This window comes from Stenotrophomonas sp. OVS01A, assembly GCF_019969775.1.
In the GTDB taxonomy this organism is placed as follows: Bacteria; Pseudomonadota; Gammaproteobacteria; order Xanthomonadales; family Xanthomonadaceae; genus Stenotrophomonas; species Stenotrophomonas indicatrix.
The window spans coordinates 357,443-372,371 of record NZ_JAHXYV010000001.1 but is presented as its reverse complement, the minus strand read 5'-3'; the positions used below and the strand labels follow the sequence as shown (position 1 = coordinate 372,371).

Annotated in this window: 17 protein-coding genes; 10 read left to right on the top strand and 7 right to left on the bottom strand. The window is 66.3% G+C overall.

All coding sequences use genetic code 11. The features are described 5' to 3' along the window. Nucleotides 1-42 precede the first annotated feature (42 nt). Nucleotides 43-474, bottom strand: a complete 432-nt coding sequence (locus LC407_RS01805; RefSeq protein ID WP_025873924.1) for a pyridoxamine 5'-phosphate oxidase family protein — start codon at nucleotides 472-474, stop codon at nucleotides 43-45. Between the two features lie 192 nt (nucleotides 475-666). Between LC407_RS01805 and LC407_RS01800 the strand changes: the two genes are divergently transcribed. Next, the gene (locus tag LC407_RS01800) at nucleotides 667-1,941 is read left to right on the top strand and encodes a hypothetical protein (RefSeq protein ID WP_100435945.1); all 1,275 of its coding nucleotides are present in this window, start codon (nucleotides 667-669) and stop codon (nucleotides 1,939-1,941) included. Nucleotides 1,942-1,991: 50 nt separating this feature from the next. Here the strand turns inward: LC407_RS01800 and LC407_RS01795 are convergent, their stop codons facing one another. The 5 genes from LC407_RS01795 to arsH form a co-directional block, all read right to left on the bottom strand. Beyond that, nucleotides 1,992-2,492, bottom strand: coding sequence for a GNAT family N-acetyltransferase (locus LC407_RS01795; protein ID WP_025873926.1), 501 nt, complete (start codon nucleotides 2,490-2,492; stop codon nucleotides 1,992-1,994). 11 nt (nucleotides 2,493-2,503) lie between these two features. Further along, nucleotides 2,504-2,947: a hypothetical protein gene (locus tag LC407_RS01790; protein WP_154879621.1), complete on the bottom strand. Its 444-nt coding sequence runs from the start codon at nucleotides 2,945-2,947 to the stop codon at nucleotides 2,504-2,506. 72 nt (nucleotides 2,948-3,019) lie between these two features. Beyond that, nucleotides 3,020-4,762: a GGDEF domain-containing protein gene (locus LC407_RS01785; protein WP_223482088.1), complete on the bottom strand. Its 1,743-nt coding sequence runs from the start codon at nucleotides 4,760-4,762 to the stop codon at nucleotides 3,020-3,022. A 55-nt stretch (nucleotides 4,763-4,817) separates the two neighbouring features. Further along, nucleotides 4,818-5,843 carry an AI-2E family transporter gene (locus LC407_RS01780; protein ID WP_032975895.1) on the bottom strand — a complete coding sequence of 342 codons (1,026 nt, stop codon included), beginning with the start codon at nucleotides 5,841-5,843 and terminating at the stop codon, nucleotides 4,818-4,820. 88 nt (nucleotides 5,844-5,931) lie between these two features. Then, nucleotides 5,932-6,663 carry an arsenical resistance protein ArsH gene (arsH, locus tag LC407_RS01775; protein WP_223482087.1) on the bottom strand — a complete coding sequence of 244 codons (732 nt, stop codon included), beginning with the start codon at nucleotides 6,661-6,663 and terminating at the stop codon, nucleotides 5,932-5,934. A gap of 17 nt (nucleotides 6,664-6,680) precedes the next feature. On the opposite strand from arsH, the gene LC407_RS01770 reads away from it, so the two are divergent. From LC407_RS01770 to LC407_RS01755, 4 genes are all read left to right on the top strand, one after another. Further along, on the top strand, nucleotides 6,681-7,010 hold the full coding sequence (locus LC407_RS01770) for a metalloregulator ArsR/SmtB family transcription factor (protein WP_223482086.1): 330 nt from the start codon (nucleotides 6,681-6,683) through the stop codon (nucleotides 7,008-7,010). A 15-nt stretch (nucleotides 7,011-7,025) separates the two neighbouring features. After that, nucleotides 7,026-7,532, top strand: a complete 507-nt coding sequence (locus LC407_RS01765) for an arsenate reductase ArsC (protein WP_223482085.1) — start codon at nucleotides 7,026-7,028, stop codon at nucleotides 7,530-7,532. Nucleotides 7,533-7,546: 14 nt separating this feature from the next. Then, the gene (gene arsB / locus LC407_RS01760; protein WP_223482664.1) at nucleotides 7,547-8,569 is read left to right on the top strand and encodes an ACR3 family arsenite efflux transporter; all 1,023 of its coding nucleotides are present in this window, start codon (nucleotides 7,547-7,549) and stop codon (nucleotides 8,567-8,569) included. 187 nt (nucleotides 8,570-8,756) lie between these two features. Beyond that, nucleotides 8,757-9,149, top strand: a complete 393-nt coding sequence (locus LC407_RS01755) for a DoxX family protein (RefSeq protein WP_025873933.1) — start codon at nucleotides 8,757-8,759, stop codon at nucleotides 9,147-9,149. Nucleotides 9,150-9,188: 39 nt separating this feature from the next. On the opposite strand, the gene LC407_RS01750 is transcribed toward LC407_RS01755, so the two are convergent. Next, nucleotides 9,189-10,196 carry a LacI family DNA-binding transcriptional regulator gene (locus LC407_RS01750; protein ID WP_025873934.1) on the bottom strand — a complete coding sequence of 336 codons (1,008 nt, stop codon included), beginning with the start codon at nucleotides 10,194-10,196 and terminating at the stop codon, nucleotides 9,189-9,191. Between the two features lie 95 nt (nucleotides 10,197-10,291). On the opposite strand from LC407_RS01750, the gene LC407_RS01745 reads away from it, so the two are divergent. Genes LC407_RS01745 through LC407_RS01725 form a run of 5 tightly spaced genes read left to right on the top strand, consistent with a single transcriptional unit; the run spans nucleotide 10,292 to nucleotide 14,926 of the window. After that, entirely contained in the window at nucleotides 10,292-11,344 is a 1,053-nt protein-coding gene (locus tag LC407_RS01745; protein WP_223482084.1) for a sugar phosphate isomerase/epimerase family protein, read from the top strand. 26 nt (nucleotides 11,345-11,370) lie between these two features. Then, nucleotides 11,371-12,588 carry a nucleoside permease gene (locus LC407_RS01740; protein WP_032975891.1) on the top strand — a complete coding sequence of 406 codons (1,218 nt, stop codon included), beginning with the start codon at nucleotides 11,371-11,373 and terminating at the stop codon, nucleotides 12,586-12,588. 12 nt (nucleotides 12,589-12,600) lie between these two features. After that, entirely contained in the window at nucleotides 12,601-13,725 is a 1,125-nt protein-coding gene (locus LC407_RS01735) for a Gfo/Idh/MocA family oxidoreductase (protein WP_223482083.1), read from the top strand. A gap of 19 nt (nucleotides 13,726-13,744) precedes the next feature. Beyond that, entirely contained in the window at nucleotides 13,745-14,611 is an 867-nt protein-coding gene (locus LC407_RS01730) for a sugar phosphate isomerase/epimerase (protein WP_223482082.1), read from the top strand. An 18-nt stretch (nucleotides 14,612-14,629) separates the two neighbouring features. Beyond that, nucleotides 14,630-14,926 carry a cytochrome c gene (locus LC407_RS01725; RefSeq protein WP_025873939.1) on the top strand — a complete coding sequence of 99 codons (297 nt, stop codon included), beginning with the start codon at nucleotides 14,630-14,632 and terminating at the stop codon, nucleotides 14,924-14,926. The last annotated feature ends 3 nt before the right edge of the window (nucleotides 14,927-14,929 follow it).

Sequence of the window (14,929 nt, the reverse complement as noted above, 5' to 3'; positions counted from 1 at the left end):
GCTGCGGCAGCAATGTGCAGGGGCCCTGTGCGGCCCCCGCGATCAGACCACGATCTCGCCTTCGTCCTCGCCATCCCAGTAATGGATGCGGCTGGCGTGTACGTGGATCAGCACCAGACCCGGCGTATCCACGCCCTGCTCGAACCACCGCTCCAGGTCCTTCACCCAATGCTGAGCCATCGTGGCGCGATCGCGGATCAGCGCTGCCCTGCCCTGCACGTGCACGAACAGCGGTGGCTTGCCCAGCAGCGACTTGCTGCCGGTCAGGCCCAGCGCCACGTTCGGGTCGGCGCTGATCTCGCGCACCATGTCGGTGTTTTCCATGGTGAAGAACCAGCTGTCGCCGTCGTAGTCCACATCGCCGTTGTTGCTCATCGGGCGGCCAGCAATCTGGCCACCGGCATGGGTCTGCAGCATGGTGAAATCGATGCCGGCCATTTTCTTGGCCAGTTCGGGAAGGGTGAGCGTGGTCATGGGCAGTTCCTTCAACAGATGGGTGTCCAGCGTCTGCCCTAGGCGGTGAGCAGGAAGTAGACGGCCTCTGCTGGATTCTTCACACCTCGGAGTTCGGCAGTGTCCCAGCCGGGCATCAAGTTCTACGGTCCAAGGTCGACATGACCCTGACAACGAAGACGCAGACCATCCTCTAACAGCTCAAGGATCAACATGGATTCCGAATATGCAGTTGCACTGGTTGGTCACGCCGCCTCGCCGCGGGAGGCCTTCGAATTGTTCCAGCAGTGCGCGTCGCTGCTGCAGGACTACAAATTCGTCATCCGCGGCGCGCTAGGAACTCAGCCGTCGCATGCATTCGACCGCACCTTCGCCCATGGTGCAGGTGTGCATACCTTGTTTGCGGGAATGCCGGTACTCGTACTGGACCAGCGGATCACGCGGGAAATGCTCGAGGGACAAGCACAGTTCCACTTCGACTACTCCATTGCACTGGATACGCAGGCGGTCAGCTACCTTCATCCCTGCACCCGCGGACGCGACCCTGCGATCAGCAACCCCGATCTAAAGGAGGTGTTCGAACTCATTGCAAGACCTGACGTCAGCGTCGATCCACTCCCCTATCTGCTGGAAAATGTCGACCAGATCGGCATTTCACCGAAGATCGACGCCAAGATCCTGGAGAAACTCAGGGCTTATGAAGTCCTGAAGACGATCGATTCATCCGCCCTGGAAAATGGCGATATCAGATCGACTCATCCAGATGCCGAAGTCGATCAGCGTGCCGCCAAGCTGATGGAATCAATGAAATCAATGACAACGCCAGCGGGCGGTATCAAATCCCTAGCGATGCAATATCAATACTTCCACTCATGCCTCCTGGCGATTGTTGACGCCCACTTCGACACCAGCCTCGATCCACACGAGAAGCTGCTTTCGTTTGCCGCATTCTGCGACCAGGAACTTTCTTCGATGGCGGGAAGAGAGATGCAGTTGGCGCACTGGCTCTTCAACAGCCGTGAGCTGCCGGAGTTCTTCAGGAAACTCAAGGAAATGGACATCAAGTCAATCCGGAACATGTCATGGGATCTATTTCATCTCAGGCAGATGGAACAGCGTTACACATTGACGCACACTCCAGGCGCGGACTTCTTTTTCCCAGCGATCCTGACCTTCGACAAAGCGCTGCGTGAAGTGATCGATCTGCACCCGCTCCGCGCCATCGCATGGAGCACACGGGATCGCGAGCCCATCCCATTCTATGACAGGGATCCACTGCAGCTTATGTTCGTATCCCCCCAAGAAGCCGGAGACTTTACTGATCGCTTCTATAGTGATCTAGCTCGCCAACTGCGCGCTTCACGGATAGCCGAAAGCCGGAACGGCATATCAGCCACTGTTCGACGGTGGGAGCGACGGTTGCACGAGCGCTATGGGTTCACTCCCGGCCGGGAGCGCGCCTTGGCGACGTACCCTTTCGGCTGGTGAACCAAATCTGGCCATAACAACAGGAGCCTGGTTGCTCCAGCGGGCGAGCATCAGCGCGGATAGCGGAACACCAGGTCATCCGGATCGCTGCGCACCGCCTGCTCATCCAACACGCCGCCGAGGCGGACCGCCACTGCCTGCGAGGCGTGGTTGTCCGCTGCCATGTAGCTCACCAGCGTCGGCAATCCGCGCACCACGAACGCCCAATCACGCAGCGCCGCCGCCGCCTCGCTGGCGAAACCCTGCCCTTCCTGCCCGGCATACAGCAACCAGCCCAGTTCCTGTTCCGGAAACAGCGGGCCATGGTTGATGCCGACCTGGCCGATGCACTCGCCCGTGTCGCGGCGCTCGATCATCAACGCGCCGTGGCCGAACAGATGCCAGCTGGCCAGGTCGTGGCAGAACTGCCCCCACGCGGCGACCTCAGCGAACGGCCCGCCCATGCCGCGCGCACGGGGCGAGGCCAGGAACGCGGCATACACCGGGAAGTCATCCAGGCATTGCGCGCGCAGGCGCAGGCGCGGTGTCTCCAGCACTGGGATGTGGATCATGCGTGTGCCAGTCAGTACACGGCCAGGAAGCCGCAGCCGCGGCGTTGTGGTTGGCTCTCGACAGTCACCTGCACGCTGGCCGATGTATCCACGCCTTCGGCGTTGCGGCAGGGCTCACGCTTGATCTCGACGATGGTGGGCTGCTTGCCCAGCTCACCGTGGAGTACCGTCAACGAACTGGGCGCACCGGCCGGCTGGCCGAGGTAGCGCAGCGTTCCAGCGCTGCTGCGACCAGCAACGGTAAGCGTGGCATCGTGGTTGCCCTTGCCGGTGGAGGCGATCTCGATGGACCAGCCGGCGCCGCCGCCGGTGAAGGCAGGCACCGGGCTGGCATCAGCGGCGATCGACGGATGACGTGGCGCATCGGCGCCCGGATCGGGCCGCGGTGTGCTGCTGGCGCAGCCAGCGAACAGGCCCGCCAGCAGCGTGGCAGTCACAACGGAACGCAGGGTCATGGCGTACTCCTGGGACGGGCGAGTGGCCAGTCTAGGCAGCAGCGCGTGCGCTGGCGATGAACGAGGCTGCCCTCAGCGTGCCGCACGTCCAGCAGGGGACACCTGCACCCGGTCGCGGCCCAGCGCCTTGGCCTCGTACATGGCGGCGTCGGCGGCACGCACCAGCGCGTGCCAGCCGATCGGATCAAGCGCGCCCTGGGCAACACCGAAGCTGGCCGTGACCCGCAGGATGTCACGGCTGCCCAGCACGATGTCGTGCGCACGCAATGCCACCCGCAGCGACTCGGCCAACCGCCGGCCACTGGCCAGATCACCATCGGCCAGCAGCACAAGGAATTCCTCGCCGCCGTAACGGGCGATGCTGTCGTTGCGGCGCAGATGGCTGCGCAGCAACTGCGCCACCTGCACCAGCACGTCATCGCCGGCCGCATGCCCCTGGCCATCGTTGATCGCCTTGAAATGGTCCACGTCCAGCAGAATCACCACCGCCTGCGTGCTTCCCTCGGCACGCCGCTGTCGTACCCGTTCCTCCAGCGAGCGCCGGTTCAACAGCCCGGTCAGCTGATCGGTATCGGCCAGCTCGCGCAGCTCACGGGTCAATGCCGAGCGCTGGTGCGACTTCGCCCGCAGTACCTCGATGGCATCGAACAGGCGCTGCATTTCCGCCATCGGGTGGGTGGCATGCTGCTCTGCACCCGGCGTGTCCGAGGCGATCTGGATCACCTGCGCCTGCGCCTGCAGCAACGGCCGCAGGATCTGCACGTGGGCGATGCGCAGTGCCAGCGCAAGCAGCAGCAGCGTACCCAGCACGGTGGCACCCAGCACGGCCAGGCGTACCGCTTCCTTGTTGCGGGTGTGCTGGAAGCGCGCGATCGAAACGCCGAGGTAGCCATCACGCAGCGCTTCCAGCGATTGCAGGGTGGGCACGTAGCGCGCGGTGAACTCGGCCGCCGTCCAGGGTGGCGGTACGCCGCGCCGGCCATCGTCGATCAGCTGTTCCACCATCGGCAGCGACTGGCCGAAGAACTGCCGGCGCGCCATGTCCCAGTGCAGGGACAGCGCCGGCTCGCTGCGGAACACCGATTCGTGGCTGGCCGCCAATCGCCACAGCTCCAACAGGCGGCCCTCGGTCTGCTGCGCGGCGCGTACCTGCGACTCGCGCCACGCGCCGGGCACGGCCAGCGGCGCCATCACGTTGGATGCCAAGCGGCCACCGTGCTCGCGCAGGTCGATCAGGATCTGCCCCTGCATGGCAGGAATCGCGGCTTCGCGATCAGCCGCGACCAGATCGCTGATCTGCACCGAGGTCAGCGCCTGCAGCCGGTCGTACACCGCGAACATGTTGTTGATCGCGTGCTCCACCTCCTCTGCCGAGCGCTCGCCTCTTGGCAGCGCGGCCACCCGGTCGACCGCGGCGCGCGCAGTCTGCAACCGGCGCCGCGCTTCGTGCAGGCGCGGTGTTTCGTCCACCACCCGCGGGTCGTTCTGGAACACGCTCTGCAGGTGCTGCGTCGCTGCGTCCACCCGCTGCCGTGCGACCGCCAGCTGCGCGGCCAGTCGGCGCTGCTCCTGCACATCGGTGCTGTCGGCGCCGAGCAGGCTGTTGGCCGGTCCACGCTCGGCCGACACCAGATTGGCCAGTTCGAAGGTCTGCTGCAGTTGCTGCAGGCTGACCAGGTTGGCCTCGGCTTCGGTGTAACGCTGCGTGCCCTGCACCAGCGCGATGGCCATCAGCGGCAGCGTGCACAGCACGAACAGGCCACCAAGGATCCAGAGCCAGGTCTGCAGTCCGTTTGGCGATGCCCTGCGGCCCATCGATGTGTCCCCTGGCGTGCGGATCAGTGTAGCGCTCTGCCCGGGTGAAGGCGGGTCAGATCCAGCGCTGGTCCACCAGTTCGCGCTTCACGTAGGCGTAGAACACCGGCGCGGCTACCAGCCCGGGCAGGCCGAAGGCCGCCTCCATCACCAGCATGGCCAGCAGCAGCTCCCAGGCGCGCGCCTGGATCTCGCCGCCGACGATGCGGGCGTTGAGGAAGTACTCCAGTTTGTGGATCACCACCAGGTACAGCAGCGCAGCCACGGCCACGTAGAACGACACCGACAGCGCGACGATGGCGATGATGGTGTTGGAGATGATGTTGCCCACCACCGGCAGCAGGCCCGCCAGGAAGGTGATCAGCACCAGCGTCTTCGACAACGGCAGGTGCACGCCGAACAGCGGCAGCACGCCCAGCAGGAAGATGGCGGTGAACACGGTGTTGAGCAGCGAGATCTTCACCTGTGCGAACACCACCTGGCGGAACGCGGTGGCCAGGCGGCTGGTGCGGCCGATCAGTTCCTGCGCCAGCGGGCCCATCTTCGGCAGCGGCAGTTCGTCGTACAGCGCGATCATCGCGCCCAGCACCATGCCGATCAGCACCCGCACGCCCACCTGCACCACCGATGTGCCAGCCACGCCCAGCTGGCGCTGGTGCTCGGCGGCCCATTCGTTCACGGCGGCGCGCAGCGCCGTCAGATCCTCGGGAATGTAGGGCTGCAGCAGGGCCGGCACCTGGTGGCGCGAGGTGTTGAGGATGTCCATCAACCGCGCCAGCAGCACGTCCGGGCCACCGGTCTCGTTGCGGAAGAACGAGGCCACGCCGATACCGGCCAGCACCAGCACGCTGATGATCACCGCCGACAGCACGATCACCGCGATCGCCCGCGCCCGGCCGGGACGCAGCTTGCCTTCCACGGTGGAGGCCAGCACATGGGTCAGCTGGAACACCAGCAGGCCCGACAGCAGGGTCACCACCAGGCCAAGTTTCAGTGCCAGCCACATGCCCAGCAGCATCATCAGCCAGGCGGCGATGCGTGCGGCGGGAGGCCTGGGCAGGGTCGGGATGACGAGGGACATCGGGGCACATCCTGGTGGGGTGGCCCATGGTAGTGGATTGAGGTGATGCGCCCGCGCATGCGCGCGTCCCTGCGGCCGCCGCGTGACGTCAGCGTGCGACCACCGCCCCTGCCGCACGCGCCAATGCGGCCGCCTCCTGATCACCCTTGCGCTCGCTGTAGCGATCAACCAGGTAGTCCGCACGATCCCGCGTGAGCAGGGTGAACTTGACCAGTTCCTCCATCACATCCACCACCCGGTCGTAGTACGCCGAGGGTTTCATCCGCCCGTTCTCGTCGAACTCCTGCCATGCCTTGGCCACCGAAGACTGGTTGGGGATGGTCAGCATGCGCATCCACCGCCCCAGCACGCGCAGCGTGTTGACCGTGTTGAACGACTGCGAGCCGCCACTGACCTGCATCACCGCCAGCGCCCTGCCCTGCGTCGGGCGCACGCTGCCGTCTTCCAGCGGCAGCCAGTCGATCTGGTTCTTGAACACGCCGGTGACCGTGCCGTGGCGCTCCGGGCTGATCCAGACCTGGCCTTCGGACCAGTGCGACCACGTGCGCAGGCGCTGCACTTCAGGGTGATCGGCGCCGACGCTGTCGAGCATGGGCAACGCATGCGGATCGAACACCCGGGTCTCGCAGCCGAGGTGGTGCAGCAGGCGCTCGGCCTCCAGCGCCAGCTTGCGGCTGAACGACTGCGGGCGCAGCGAGCCATACAGCAGCAGGATCCGCAGCGGGTGTGCGCGGCCGGCGCCCAGCAGGGTCGGGTCGGGCTGGGGAAGCGAGGCTTCGACCAGATTCGGAAGGGTGGCGCTTGCGATGGATTCATTCATTCGACTATTCTAGAAATATGGAAACGAAGAATGCAATCACCGCCCTTACCGCCCTCGGCCATGCCACCCGCCTGGCCGCGTTCCGGCTGCTGGTCGAAGCCGGCCCGTCCGGACGCATGGCCGGTGACATCGCCGCCGCCCTGCAGGTACCGCCGGCCACGCTCAGCTTCCACCTGAAGGAGCTGCTGCAGGCCGGGCTGGTCGAGAGCGAGAGCCAGGGCCGCAATGTCTGCTACCGCGCCAACTTCAGCGCGATGACCGGCCTGATCGACTACCTCACCCACAACTGCTGCGCAGGCTCGCCCGATCCGGCCTGCAGCCCCACCTCCCCTGATTGCGCCTGCTGACCGGAGATCTGCTTCGTGACCACCCAACGCGTCCTGTTCCTGTGCACGGGCAATTCCGCCCGCAGCGTCCTTGCCGAAGCCACGCTGCGGGCGTGGGCCGGTCGTCGCTTCGAGGTCTTCAGCGCCGGCAGCCAGCCCACCGGCGAGGTCAATCCGTTCGCACTTGCGCAATTGCAGGCCGAGGGCATTGCAACGGCAGGCCTGCGCAGCAAATCGTGGGACGAGTTCGCCGACGGCGCGCCGATGGACCTGGTGATCACGGTGTGCGATGCCGCGGCCGCCGAGGCATGCCCGGTGGTGTTCGGCGATTTCGTGCGCGCGCACTGGGGCCTGCCTGATCCGGCTGCCGTTGATGGCAGCGCGGAGGACAAGGCGGCTGCATTCGCGCAGGCCCATGCCATCGTCAAGGCACGGTTGCTGGCCCTGCTGGCATTGCCCGCAGCTACATGGTCCGACCGCGGGCCGTTGAGAGACGCGCTGGATCGCATTGGTTTCGTGCAGCCCGGGGACGGCCAGGCGTGAGCGCACCGGCACCGATGGGATTGTTCGAGCGTTACCTGACCCTGTGGGTGGCGCTGTGCATCGTGGCCGGCACCCTGCTTGGCCACGCGCTGCCGCAGCCATTCGCTGCGCTGGCGTCGGCGGAGGTGGCCAAGGTCAACCTGCCCATCGCGGTGCTGATCTGGCTGATGATCATCCCGATGCTGCTGCGGGTCGATTTCAGTGCGATGCGCCAGCTCGGCCAGCACTGGAAAGGCATCGGCGTAACGCTGTTCATCAACTGGGCAGTCAAGCCTTTCTCGATGGCGTTGCTGGGCTGGTTCTTCCTGCGCCACGTGTTCGCCGACGCGCTGCCCGCCGCGCAGATCGACAGCTACATCGCCGGGCTGATCCTGCTGGCAGCAGCGCCCTGCACCGCGATGGTCTTCGTGTGGAGCAACCTGTGCCGCGGCGATGCCAACTTCACCCTCAGCCAGGTGGCGTTGAACGACGCGATCATGGTGGTGGCCTATGCACCGGTGGTGGCGCTGCTGCTGGGCCTGTCGGCGATCAGCGTGCCGTGGGACACGCTGCTGCTGTCGGTGTCGCTGTACATCATCGCGCCGGCGTTGGTGGCCGCACTGCTGCGGCGCTGGATGCTGGCCCGTCGCGGCCAGGCTGGCCTGCAGTCCGCGCTGCGCACGCTGGGCCCGGTCTCGCTGCTGGCCCTGCTGCTGACGCTGGTGCTGCTGTTCGGCTTCCAGGGCGAGCAGATCGTGCAGCAGCCGCTGGTCATCGCCATCCTGGCGGTACCGATCCTGATCCAGGTCTACTTCAACTCCGGGCTGGCCTACCTGCTCAACCGGCGCCTGGGTGTTGCCCACTGCGTGGCCGGTCCCTCGGCGCTGATCGGCGCCAGCAACTTCTTCGAACTGGCCGTGGCCACCGCCGTGGGCCTGTTCGGCGTGCATTCCGGCGCGGCGCTGGCGACCGTGGTGGGCGTGCTGATCGAAGTACCGGTGATGCTGTCGGTGGTGCGCATCGTCAATGCATCGCTCGGCTGGTACGAGCGGCGCTGAGGCAAGGACGCACCGCGCAGGTCGCCCAGGCTGCCGACGCCATCGCTCTCAACATCCACTTCACCCGTGATGGGATTCGATGGCCGGACAGGAGCTCCTGCTGCAGCGCCCGGTCGGTTGGGCAAGGGCATACCGCCCTGCATGGTTGTTGATCATCCCCCGCCCTGCCCACCCTGAGGACGTTGCCGTGGACACATCACTTCACTCCCTTGCGAAGCTGGCCGCCCGCGTGTTGCTGATGCTGCTGTTCCTGGTATCGGGCCTGGGCAAGCTGTCCGACCCGGCGGCAACACAGGGCTACATGGCGGCGATGGGTCTCCCCGGCATCCTGTTGTGGCCGACCATCCTGTTCGAGATCGGCACGGCCCTGTGCATCCTGCTTGGTTTCCAGACCCGGGCAGTGGCCGCGGTGCTGGCCGCCTTCAGCCTGGTCACGGCCTTCATCTTCCACCACCAGCTCGCCGACCCGGTGCAGCAGATCATGTTCCTGAAAAATCTGGCCATCGCCGGCGGCTTCCTGCTGCTGGCCTGCAGCGGGCCTGGCCGCTTCAGCGTGGACGCCAGGCGCGGCAAGCCCTGAGCCGGGCAAAGCGCGGCATCCCGCCGCCCTGCCCTTGCCTCAGCGACCCTTGGGCGGGGCCGTCGAACCCCGCAGCATCACGCTGAAATCCAGCGTCTGCTGAAGCGGTACATCGACCTGTTCGATGATGGCGAGCAGCAGGTTGACCGCGCGCTCACCGATCTCGCGCATCGGTTGCCTGATGGTCGTCAACGGAGGCGTGAGGTAACGCGATGACGCCAGGTCGTCGAAGCCGACGATGGAGACGTCATCCGGCACGCGGATGCCCAGGTCACGGCAGGCTGCCAACGCACCCAGCGCCATCTGGTCGCTGAAGCAGAAGATCGCGGTGGGTGCGGTTGCGGGCGGCAGCAGCGCCATCGCGGCCGCATGGCCGGACTCCACGGAAAAGTCACCCGGCACGACACTGAGGTGGCGCAGGCGGCCACGCGCCCTGCCGGCGGCGCGCACGCCTTCCAGCCGTTGCGTGTGCAGGGGATTGTCGGGCGGTCCGCCCACCACAGCGATCCGCTCGTGCCCCAGTCCGTACAGGTGCTCCATCACAGCGCGCGCGGCGGCCGCGTTGTCGATGTGGACGCTGGGGATGCCCAGCGCGGGATCGAATTCGCAGCCATTGACCACCGGTGCAGCGGTACCTCGTTGCTGGACAATCTCGCGCGCCGTCGGCGGCAGGCGATGCCCCAGCACGATCAGACCATCGGCCTCGTTGCGCCGGAGCATCTGCGCGTAGCGCTCCTCGCGCTCGGGCAGGTTCTGGGTGTCGCCCAGCAGGACGGCGTAGCCAACGGCCTGCGCCGCATCCTCCGCGCCCTGCAGGATCTGCGCGAAGAACGGGTTGGCGATGTCCGGCACGGTGACCAGGATCTTGCCGCTGCGCTGGGTCTTGAGGGTCCTGGCCACCGTGTTGGGCACGTAGCCCAGCGCAGCGGCGGCCTGCTCGATGCGCGCGCGTGTAGCCGGCAGCACTTTGTCCGGCCGGGAAAGCGCCCGCGACACCGTGCCTGCGGAGACGCCGACGTGCCTTGCGATGTCGTAGATGGTGGCCATGGCGCTACCTCTTCCTTTCGCTGTGCAGTGCACAACGGGTCTTTCGAATGCCCCTGCTAGGATAATGCAATCGATTGCATCGAGGGCGAATCAACGTGAAGACGCTCAAGGGTCCAGCGCTGTTCCTGGCGCAGTTCATCGGCGACACACCTCCCTTTGATCGGCTGGACACGCTGGCCGGATGGGCCGCGGGGCTGGGCTATTCTGGCGTACAAGTGCCGACCAGCGCGCCCCACCTGTTCGATCTGACCGAGGCGGCGCGCAGCCAGGCGTACTGCGACGATGTCAGCGGCATGCTGGGCGGACATGGCCTGCAGATCACCGAGCTGTCCACCCACCTGCAGGGGCAGCTGGTTGCCGTCCATCCGGCCTATGACAGCCTGTTCGACGGATTCGCGCCGCCGGACAAGCGTGGCGATCCGGCCGCCCGCCAGGCCTGGGCGGTGGAGCAGCTGCTGCTGGCCGCCAAGGCCAGCCAACGCCTGGGGCTGACCGCGCATGCCACATTCTCCGGCGCACTGGCCTGGCCTTACTTCTATCCCTGGCCGCAGCGGCCACCCGGGCTGGTGGACGAAGCCTTCGCCGAACTCGGCCGACGCTGGCGCCCGATCCTGGATACCTTTGACGCCTGCGGCGTGGACCTGTGCTTCGAGATCCATCCCGGCGAGGACCTGCATGACGGCGCGACCTTCGAGCGCTTCCTCGACGTGGTGGACCACCATCCCCGCGCGAAAATCCTGTACGACCCCAGCCACCTGCTGCTGCAGCAGATGGACTACCTCGGCTTCATCGACCGTTACCACGATCGCATCGGCATCTTCCACGTCAAGGACGCGGAATATCACCCCAGTGCCAGCAGTGGCGTGTATGGCGGCTACCAGGACTGGATCGATCGTCCGGGCCGATTCCGATCACTCGGCGATGGGCAGATCGACTTCAAGGCGATCTTCTCGAAATTCGCCCAGTACGACTTTCCCGGCTGGGCAGTGCTGGAATGGGAGTGCTGCCTGAAGCAACCGGAAGACGGTGCACGGGAAGGAGCCGCCTTCATCCGCGACCACATCATCCGCGTGACCGAACGCGCCTTCGACGACTTTGCCGACAGCGGCACCGATCCCGGATCACTGCGCCGCATGCTCGGGATCTGAGACATCACTGCCTGGGAGGGCAAGCCATGACGCACACCATGTCGCGCTTGGGCGCGATGATGTTTCTGCAGTTCTTCATCTGGGGGGCATGGTTCGTCACCCTGGGAACCTATCTGGTGCAGGGCCCGCTGCAGGCCAGCGCAAGCCAGGTGGCGACGGCCTTCCTCAGCCAGTCCATCGGTGCCATCGTCGCGCCTTTCCTGGTCGGTTTGATCGCTGACCGCTACTTCGCGGCGCAGCGCATCCTTGCGGTCCTGCATCTGGCTGGCGCAGTGCTGATGTGGCTGGCGTCCACCGCAACCAGCTTCAGCATGTTCTCCGCCTGCGTCATGGGCTACATGCTGCTGTTCATGCCGACGCTGGCACTGGCCAACAGCGTGGCGATGCGGCACATGCAGTCGCCCGAGAAACAGTTTCCGCTGGTGCGGGTGGCCGGCAGCGTCGGCTGGATCGTGGCAGGCGTGCTGATCGGCTGGCTGGGCTGGGAACAGGCGCATCGGCTCGAGCTGACCTTCCGGATGGCGGCGATGGCGTCGCTGGCGCTGGGCCTGTATGCGTTCACCCTGCCGCACACCCCGCCGCTGGCACGGCAGCGCGACGCCGGCCTGGGACAGATCCTGGGGCTGGATTCGCTGCGCCTGCTGAAGTCACGCTCGTACCTGGTGTTCTTCCTTGCGTCCATCGCGATCTGCATCCCGCTGGCGTTCTACTACAACTTCACCAACCCGTATCTCAACGATCTGGGCGTGCGCGGCGCGGCGGGCCTGCAGTCGCTGGGACAGGTCTCCGAAGTCCTGCTGATGCTGGCCATGCCGTTCCTGTTCGTGCGCCTGGGGGTGAAGACGATGCTGGCGGTGGGCATGGCCGCATGGGTCGTGCGTTACGTCATGTTCGCCTTTGGCGATGCGGGCGGCGGCTTCTCGCTGCTGGTGATCGGCATCGTGCTGCACGGCATCTGCTACGACTTCTTCTTCGTCACCGGCCAGATCTACACCGATGCGCACGCCGGCCCGGCCGCGCGCAGCAGCGCGCAGGGATTCATCACCCTGGCCACGTATGGCGTGGGCATGCTGATCGGTACGTTCCTGTCCGGCGCGGTGGTGGAGCACTTCACCACTGCAGCCGGTCCGGACTGGCAGCAGATCTGGCTGTTCCCGGCAGGGGTCGCGCTGCTTGTGCTGATCGCCTTCCTGCTGCTTTTCCGCGACCGGCCCGTGGTTGCGGCCGCACCTTCCACGCCCTGAGGACCCTACCTGATGCCAAAGCCTGGAATCGCCATCGTCGGCACAGGAATGATCGGTGCCGTGCACCGTCGCGCGGCGCTGCTGGCGGGTGCCGACATCCGTGGCGTGGCCGCCTCTTCTCCGCAGCGCGCACGCGATGTGGCGCAGGCGTGGGGTGTCCCGCGTGCCTATCGGGACATCGAGGAGGTGGTCGCCGATCCACAGGTGCAGGTCGTGCACGTATGCACGCCCAACCACCTGCACCGCCCCATGGCACAGGCCGCACTGGAAGCCGGCAAGCACGTGGTCTGCGAGAAGCCGCTGGCCACCACGCTGGAGGACGCCCGCGCGCTGGCGGCGTTGGCTACCGCCAACGCGCTGGTCGCCACGGTGCCCTTCATCTACCGCTACCACCCGGTGGTCCGCGAGGCGCGCGCACGCATCGCCCATGGCGAACTGGGGCCGTTGCACCTCATCCACGGCAGCTACCTGCAGGACTGGCTGCTGGACCCGGCCAGCAACAACTGGCGCGTGGACCCGGCGCTGGGCGGCGCCTCGCGCGTGTTCGCCGACATCGGCTCGCACTGGTGTGACCTGGTGGAATGGGTCAGCGGCGAGCGCTTCACCGAGGTCAGCGCGGCGTTCGACACGGTGATCGCCGAACGCAGCACCGACACCGGGCAGAGCTTCACCACAGCAGCGGCCGGTGGCGCGATGCAGGCGGTCACCAGCGAGGACGTGGCCGCGGCGATGTTCCGTACTGGCGCCGGGACGCTGGCATCGTTGACGGTCAGCCAGGTATCGGCCGGACGCCACAACCGTCTCTGGTTCGAGATTGATGGTGCCAGGGCCAGTGTGGCGTTCAACCAGGAAGATGCCGAGCGCCTGTGGATCGGCAAGCCCGACCAGCGCGAGGAAGTCTTCGTGCGCGGGCCGGGCGCCGGCAGTGCCGAACAGCGCCGGCTATCGCTGTTGCCGGCCGGGCACGCGCAGGGCTACGGCCACTGCTTCGAGGCATTCGTCGCCGACACCTACCGCGCCATCGAAGGCGAGCGACCGGATGGCCTGCCCACCTTCGAAGACGGCGTGCGCTCGGCGCTGATCGTCGACCGCGTCATCACCTCGGCCAGGACCCGTGCCTGGACCGCCATCGGTTGAACCCCGGGAGCATCTCATGATGAACACGCCTGCCCGCAGAACTGCCACCCTCGCCCTGTTGCTGTTCGCTGCCCTGCCCGTCCTGGCACACGAAGCCGTCAGCCCGCACAGGCCCATCGCCGTGCAGATGTACACACTGCGCAACGCCGGCCCGCTCGACCAGCAGTTGAAGATCGTCCACGACGCCGGAGTGGGTGCGGTGGAAACGGTGGGCACGCAGGGCGTCAGCGCGGCCGAACTCAAGCAGTTGCTGGACCGGTATTCGATCAGGGCGATTTCCTCCCACGTGCAACTGGCCGAGCTGCGCAAGGACCTGGACGGCGTGGTGGCCTTCAACCGGTCGATCGGCAACACCACCCTGGTGGTGCCTTACCTGGACGCGAAGGATCGGCCGACCGATGCCGCAGGCTGGACCGCGCTGGGCAAGGAACTGGGCGCGATCGCCAAGCAGGTACGGGCCAAGGGCATGCGCCTGGCCTACCACAACCATGACTTCGAACTGGTCGACTTCAATGGCCGGACCGGCCTGGAACTGCTGTTCGCAGCGGCCGGGCCGGACCTGCAGACCGAGCTGGACCTGGCCTGGGTCGCGCGTGCGGGCCTGGACCCGGCGGTGATGCTCGGCAAGTTCCGCGGCCACCTGTTCGCGGTACACGCCAAGGACAATGCAGCCAAGGGCCAGGCCGAAGACGAGGGCGGCTTCGCTGCCGTCGGCCAGGGTGTGCTGGACTGGCGCGCGATCCTGCCAGCCGCCGCAGCGGCCGGCGTGCACTGGTACATCCTCGAGCACGACCAGCCACGCGATCCGGCCAAGGTCATCCAGACCGGCGCGGACTACCTGCGTGAACACCTGTCCCCCCGCCTGCCAGCCAGCGCGCAGCGCTAGTACGCGAAGGAGTCCTGATTGAAAACGATGCTGAAAGTGGCTGTGATTCTCTGTGCGGCGATGCTGGCAACCACGGCATGGTCCAAGGACGACCCTGCAGCCGGCGCAAAGCTCTACACAGCGAACTGCACGGCCTGCCATGGTGCCGATCGCGCCGGCATGCCGGGCGCATTCCCCGCGCTCACCGACATCGGCAAGCGCCTGGATGCCGCGCAGATCAAGGACAAGATCAGGAAGGGCGGCGGACTGATGCCGCCGTTCTCCCAGCTGTCGCAACAGGAGATCGACGACATCACCAGTTATCTGGCGAAATAGGCC

Coding starts and splice junctions, on each gene's coding strand:
- LC407_RS01805 (WP_025873924.1), bottom strand. CDS start 474: ATGACCACGCTCACCCTTCCCGAACTGGCCAAGAAAATGGCCGGCATC.
- LC407_RS01800 (WP_100435945.1), top strand. CDS start 667: ATGGATTCCGAATATGCAGTTGCACTGGTTGGTCACGCCGCCTCGCCG.
- LC407_RS01795 (WP_025873926.1), bottom strand. CDS start 2,492: ATGATCCACATCCCAGTGCTGGAGACACCGCGCCTGCGCCTGCGCGCG.
- LC407_RS01790 (WP_154879621.1), bottom strand. CDS start 2,947: ATGACCCTGCGTTCCGTTGTGACTGCCACGCTGCTGGCGGGCCTGTTC.
- LC407_RS01785 (WP_223482088.1), bottom strand. CDS start 4,762: ATGGGCCGCAGGGCATCGCCAAACGGACTGCAGACCTGGCTCTGGATC.
- LC407_RS01780 (WP_032975895.1), bottom strand. CDS start 5,843: ATGTCCCTCGTCATCCCGACCCTGCCCAGGCCTCCCGCCGCACGCATC.
- arsH (WP_223482087.1), bottom strand. CDS start 6,663: ATGAATGAATCCATCGCAAGCGCCACCCTTCCGAATCTGGTCGAAGCC.
- LC407_RS01770 (WP_223482086.1), top strand. CDS start 6,681: ATGGAAACGAAGAATGCAATCACCGCCCTTACCGCCCTCGGCCATGCC.
- arsB (WP_223482664.1), top strand. CDS start 7,547: ATGGGATTGTTCGAGCGTTACCTGACCCTGTGGGTGGCGCTGTGCATC.
- LC407_RS01750 (WP_025873934.1), bottom strand. CDS start 10,196: ATGGCCACCATCTACGACATCGCAAGGCACGTCGGCGTCTCCGCAGGC.
- LC407_RS01740 (WP_032975891.1), top strand. CDS start 11,371: ATGACGCACACCATGTCGCGCTTGGGCGCGATGATGTTTCTGCAGTTC.
- LC407_RS01735 (WP_223482083.1), top strand. CDS start 12,601: ATGCCAAAGCCTGGAATCGCCATCGTCGGCACAGGAATGATCGGTGCC.
- LC407_RS01730 (WP_223482082.1), top strand. CDS start 13,745: ATGAACACGCCTGCCCGCAGAACTGCCACCCTCGCCCTGTTGCTGTTC.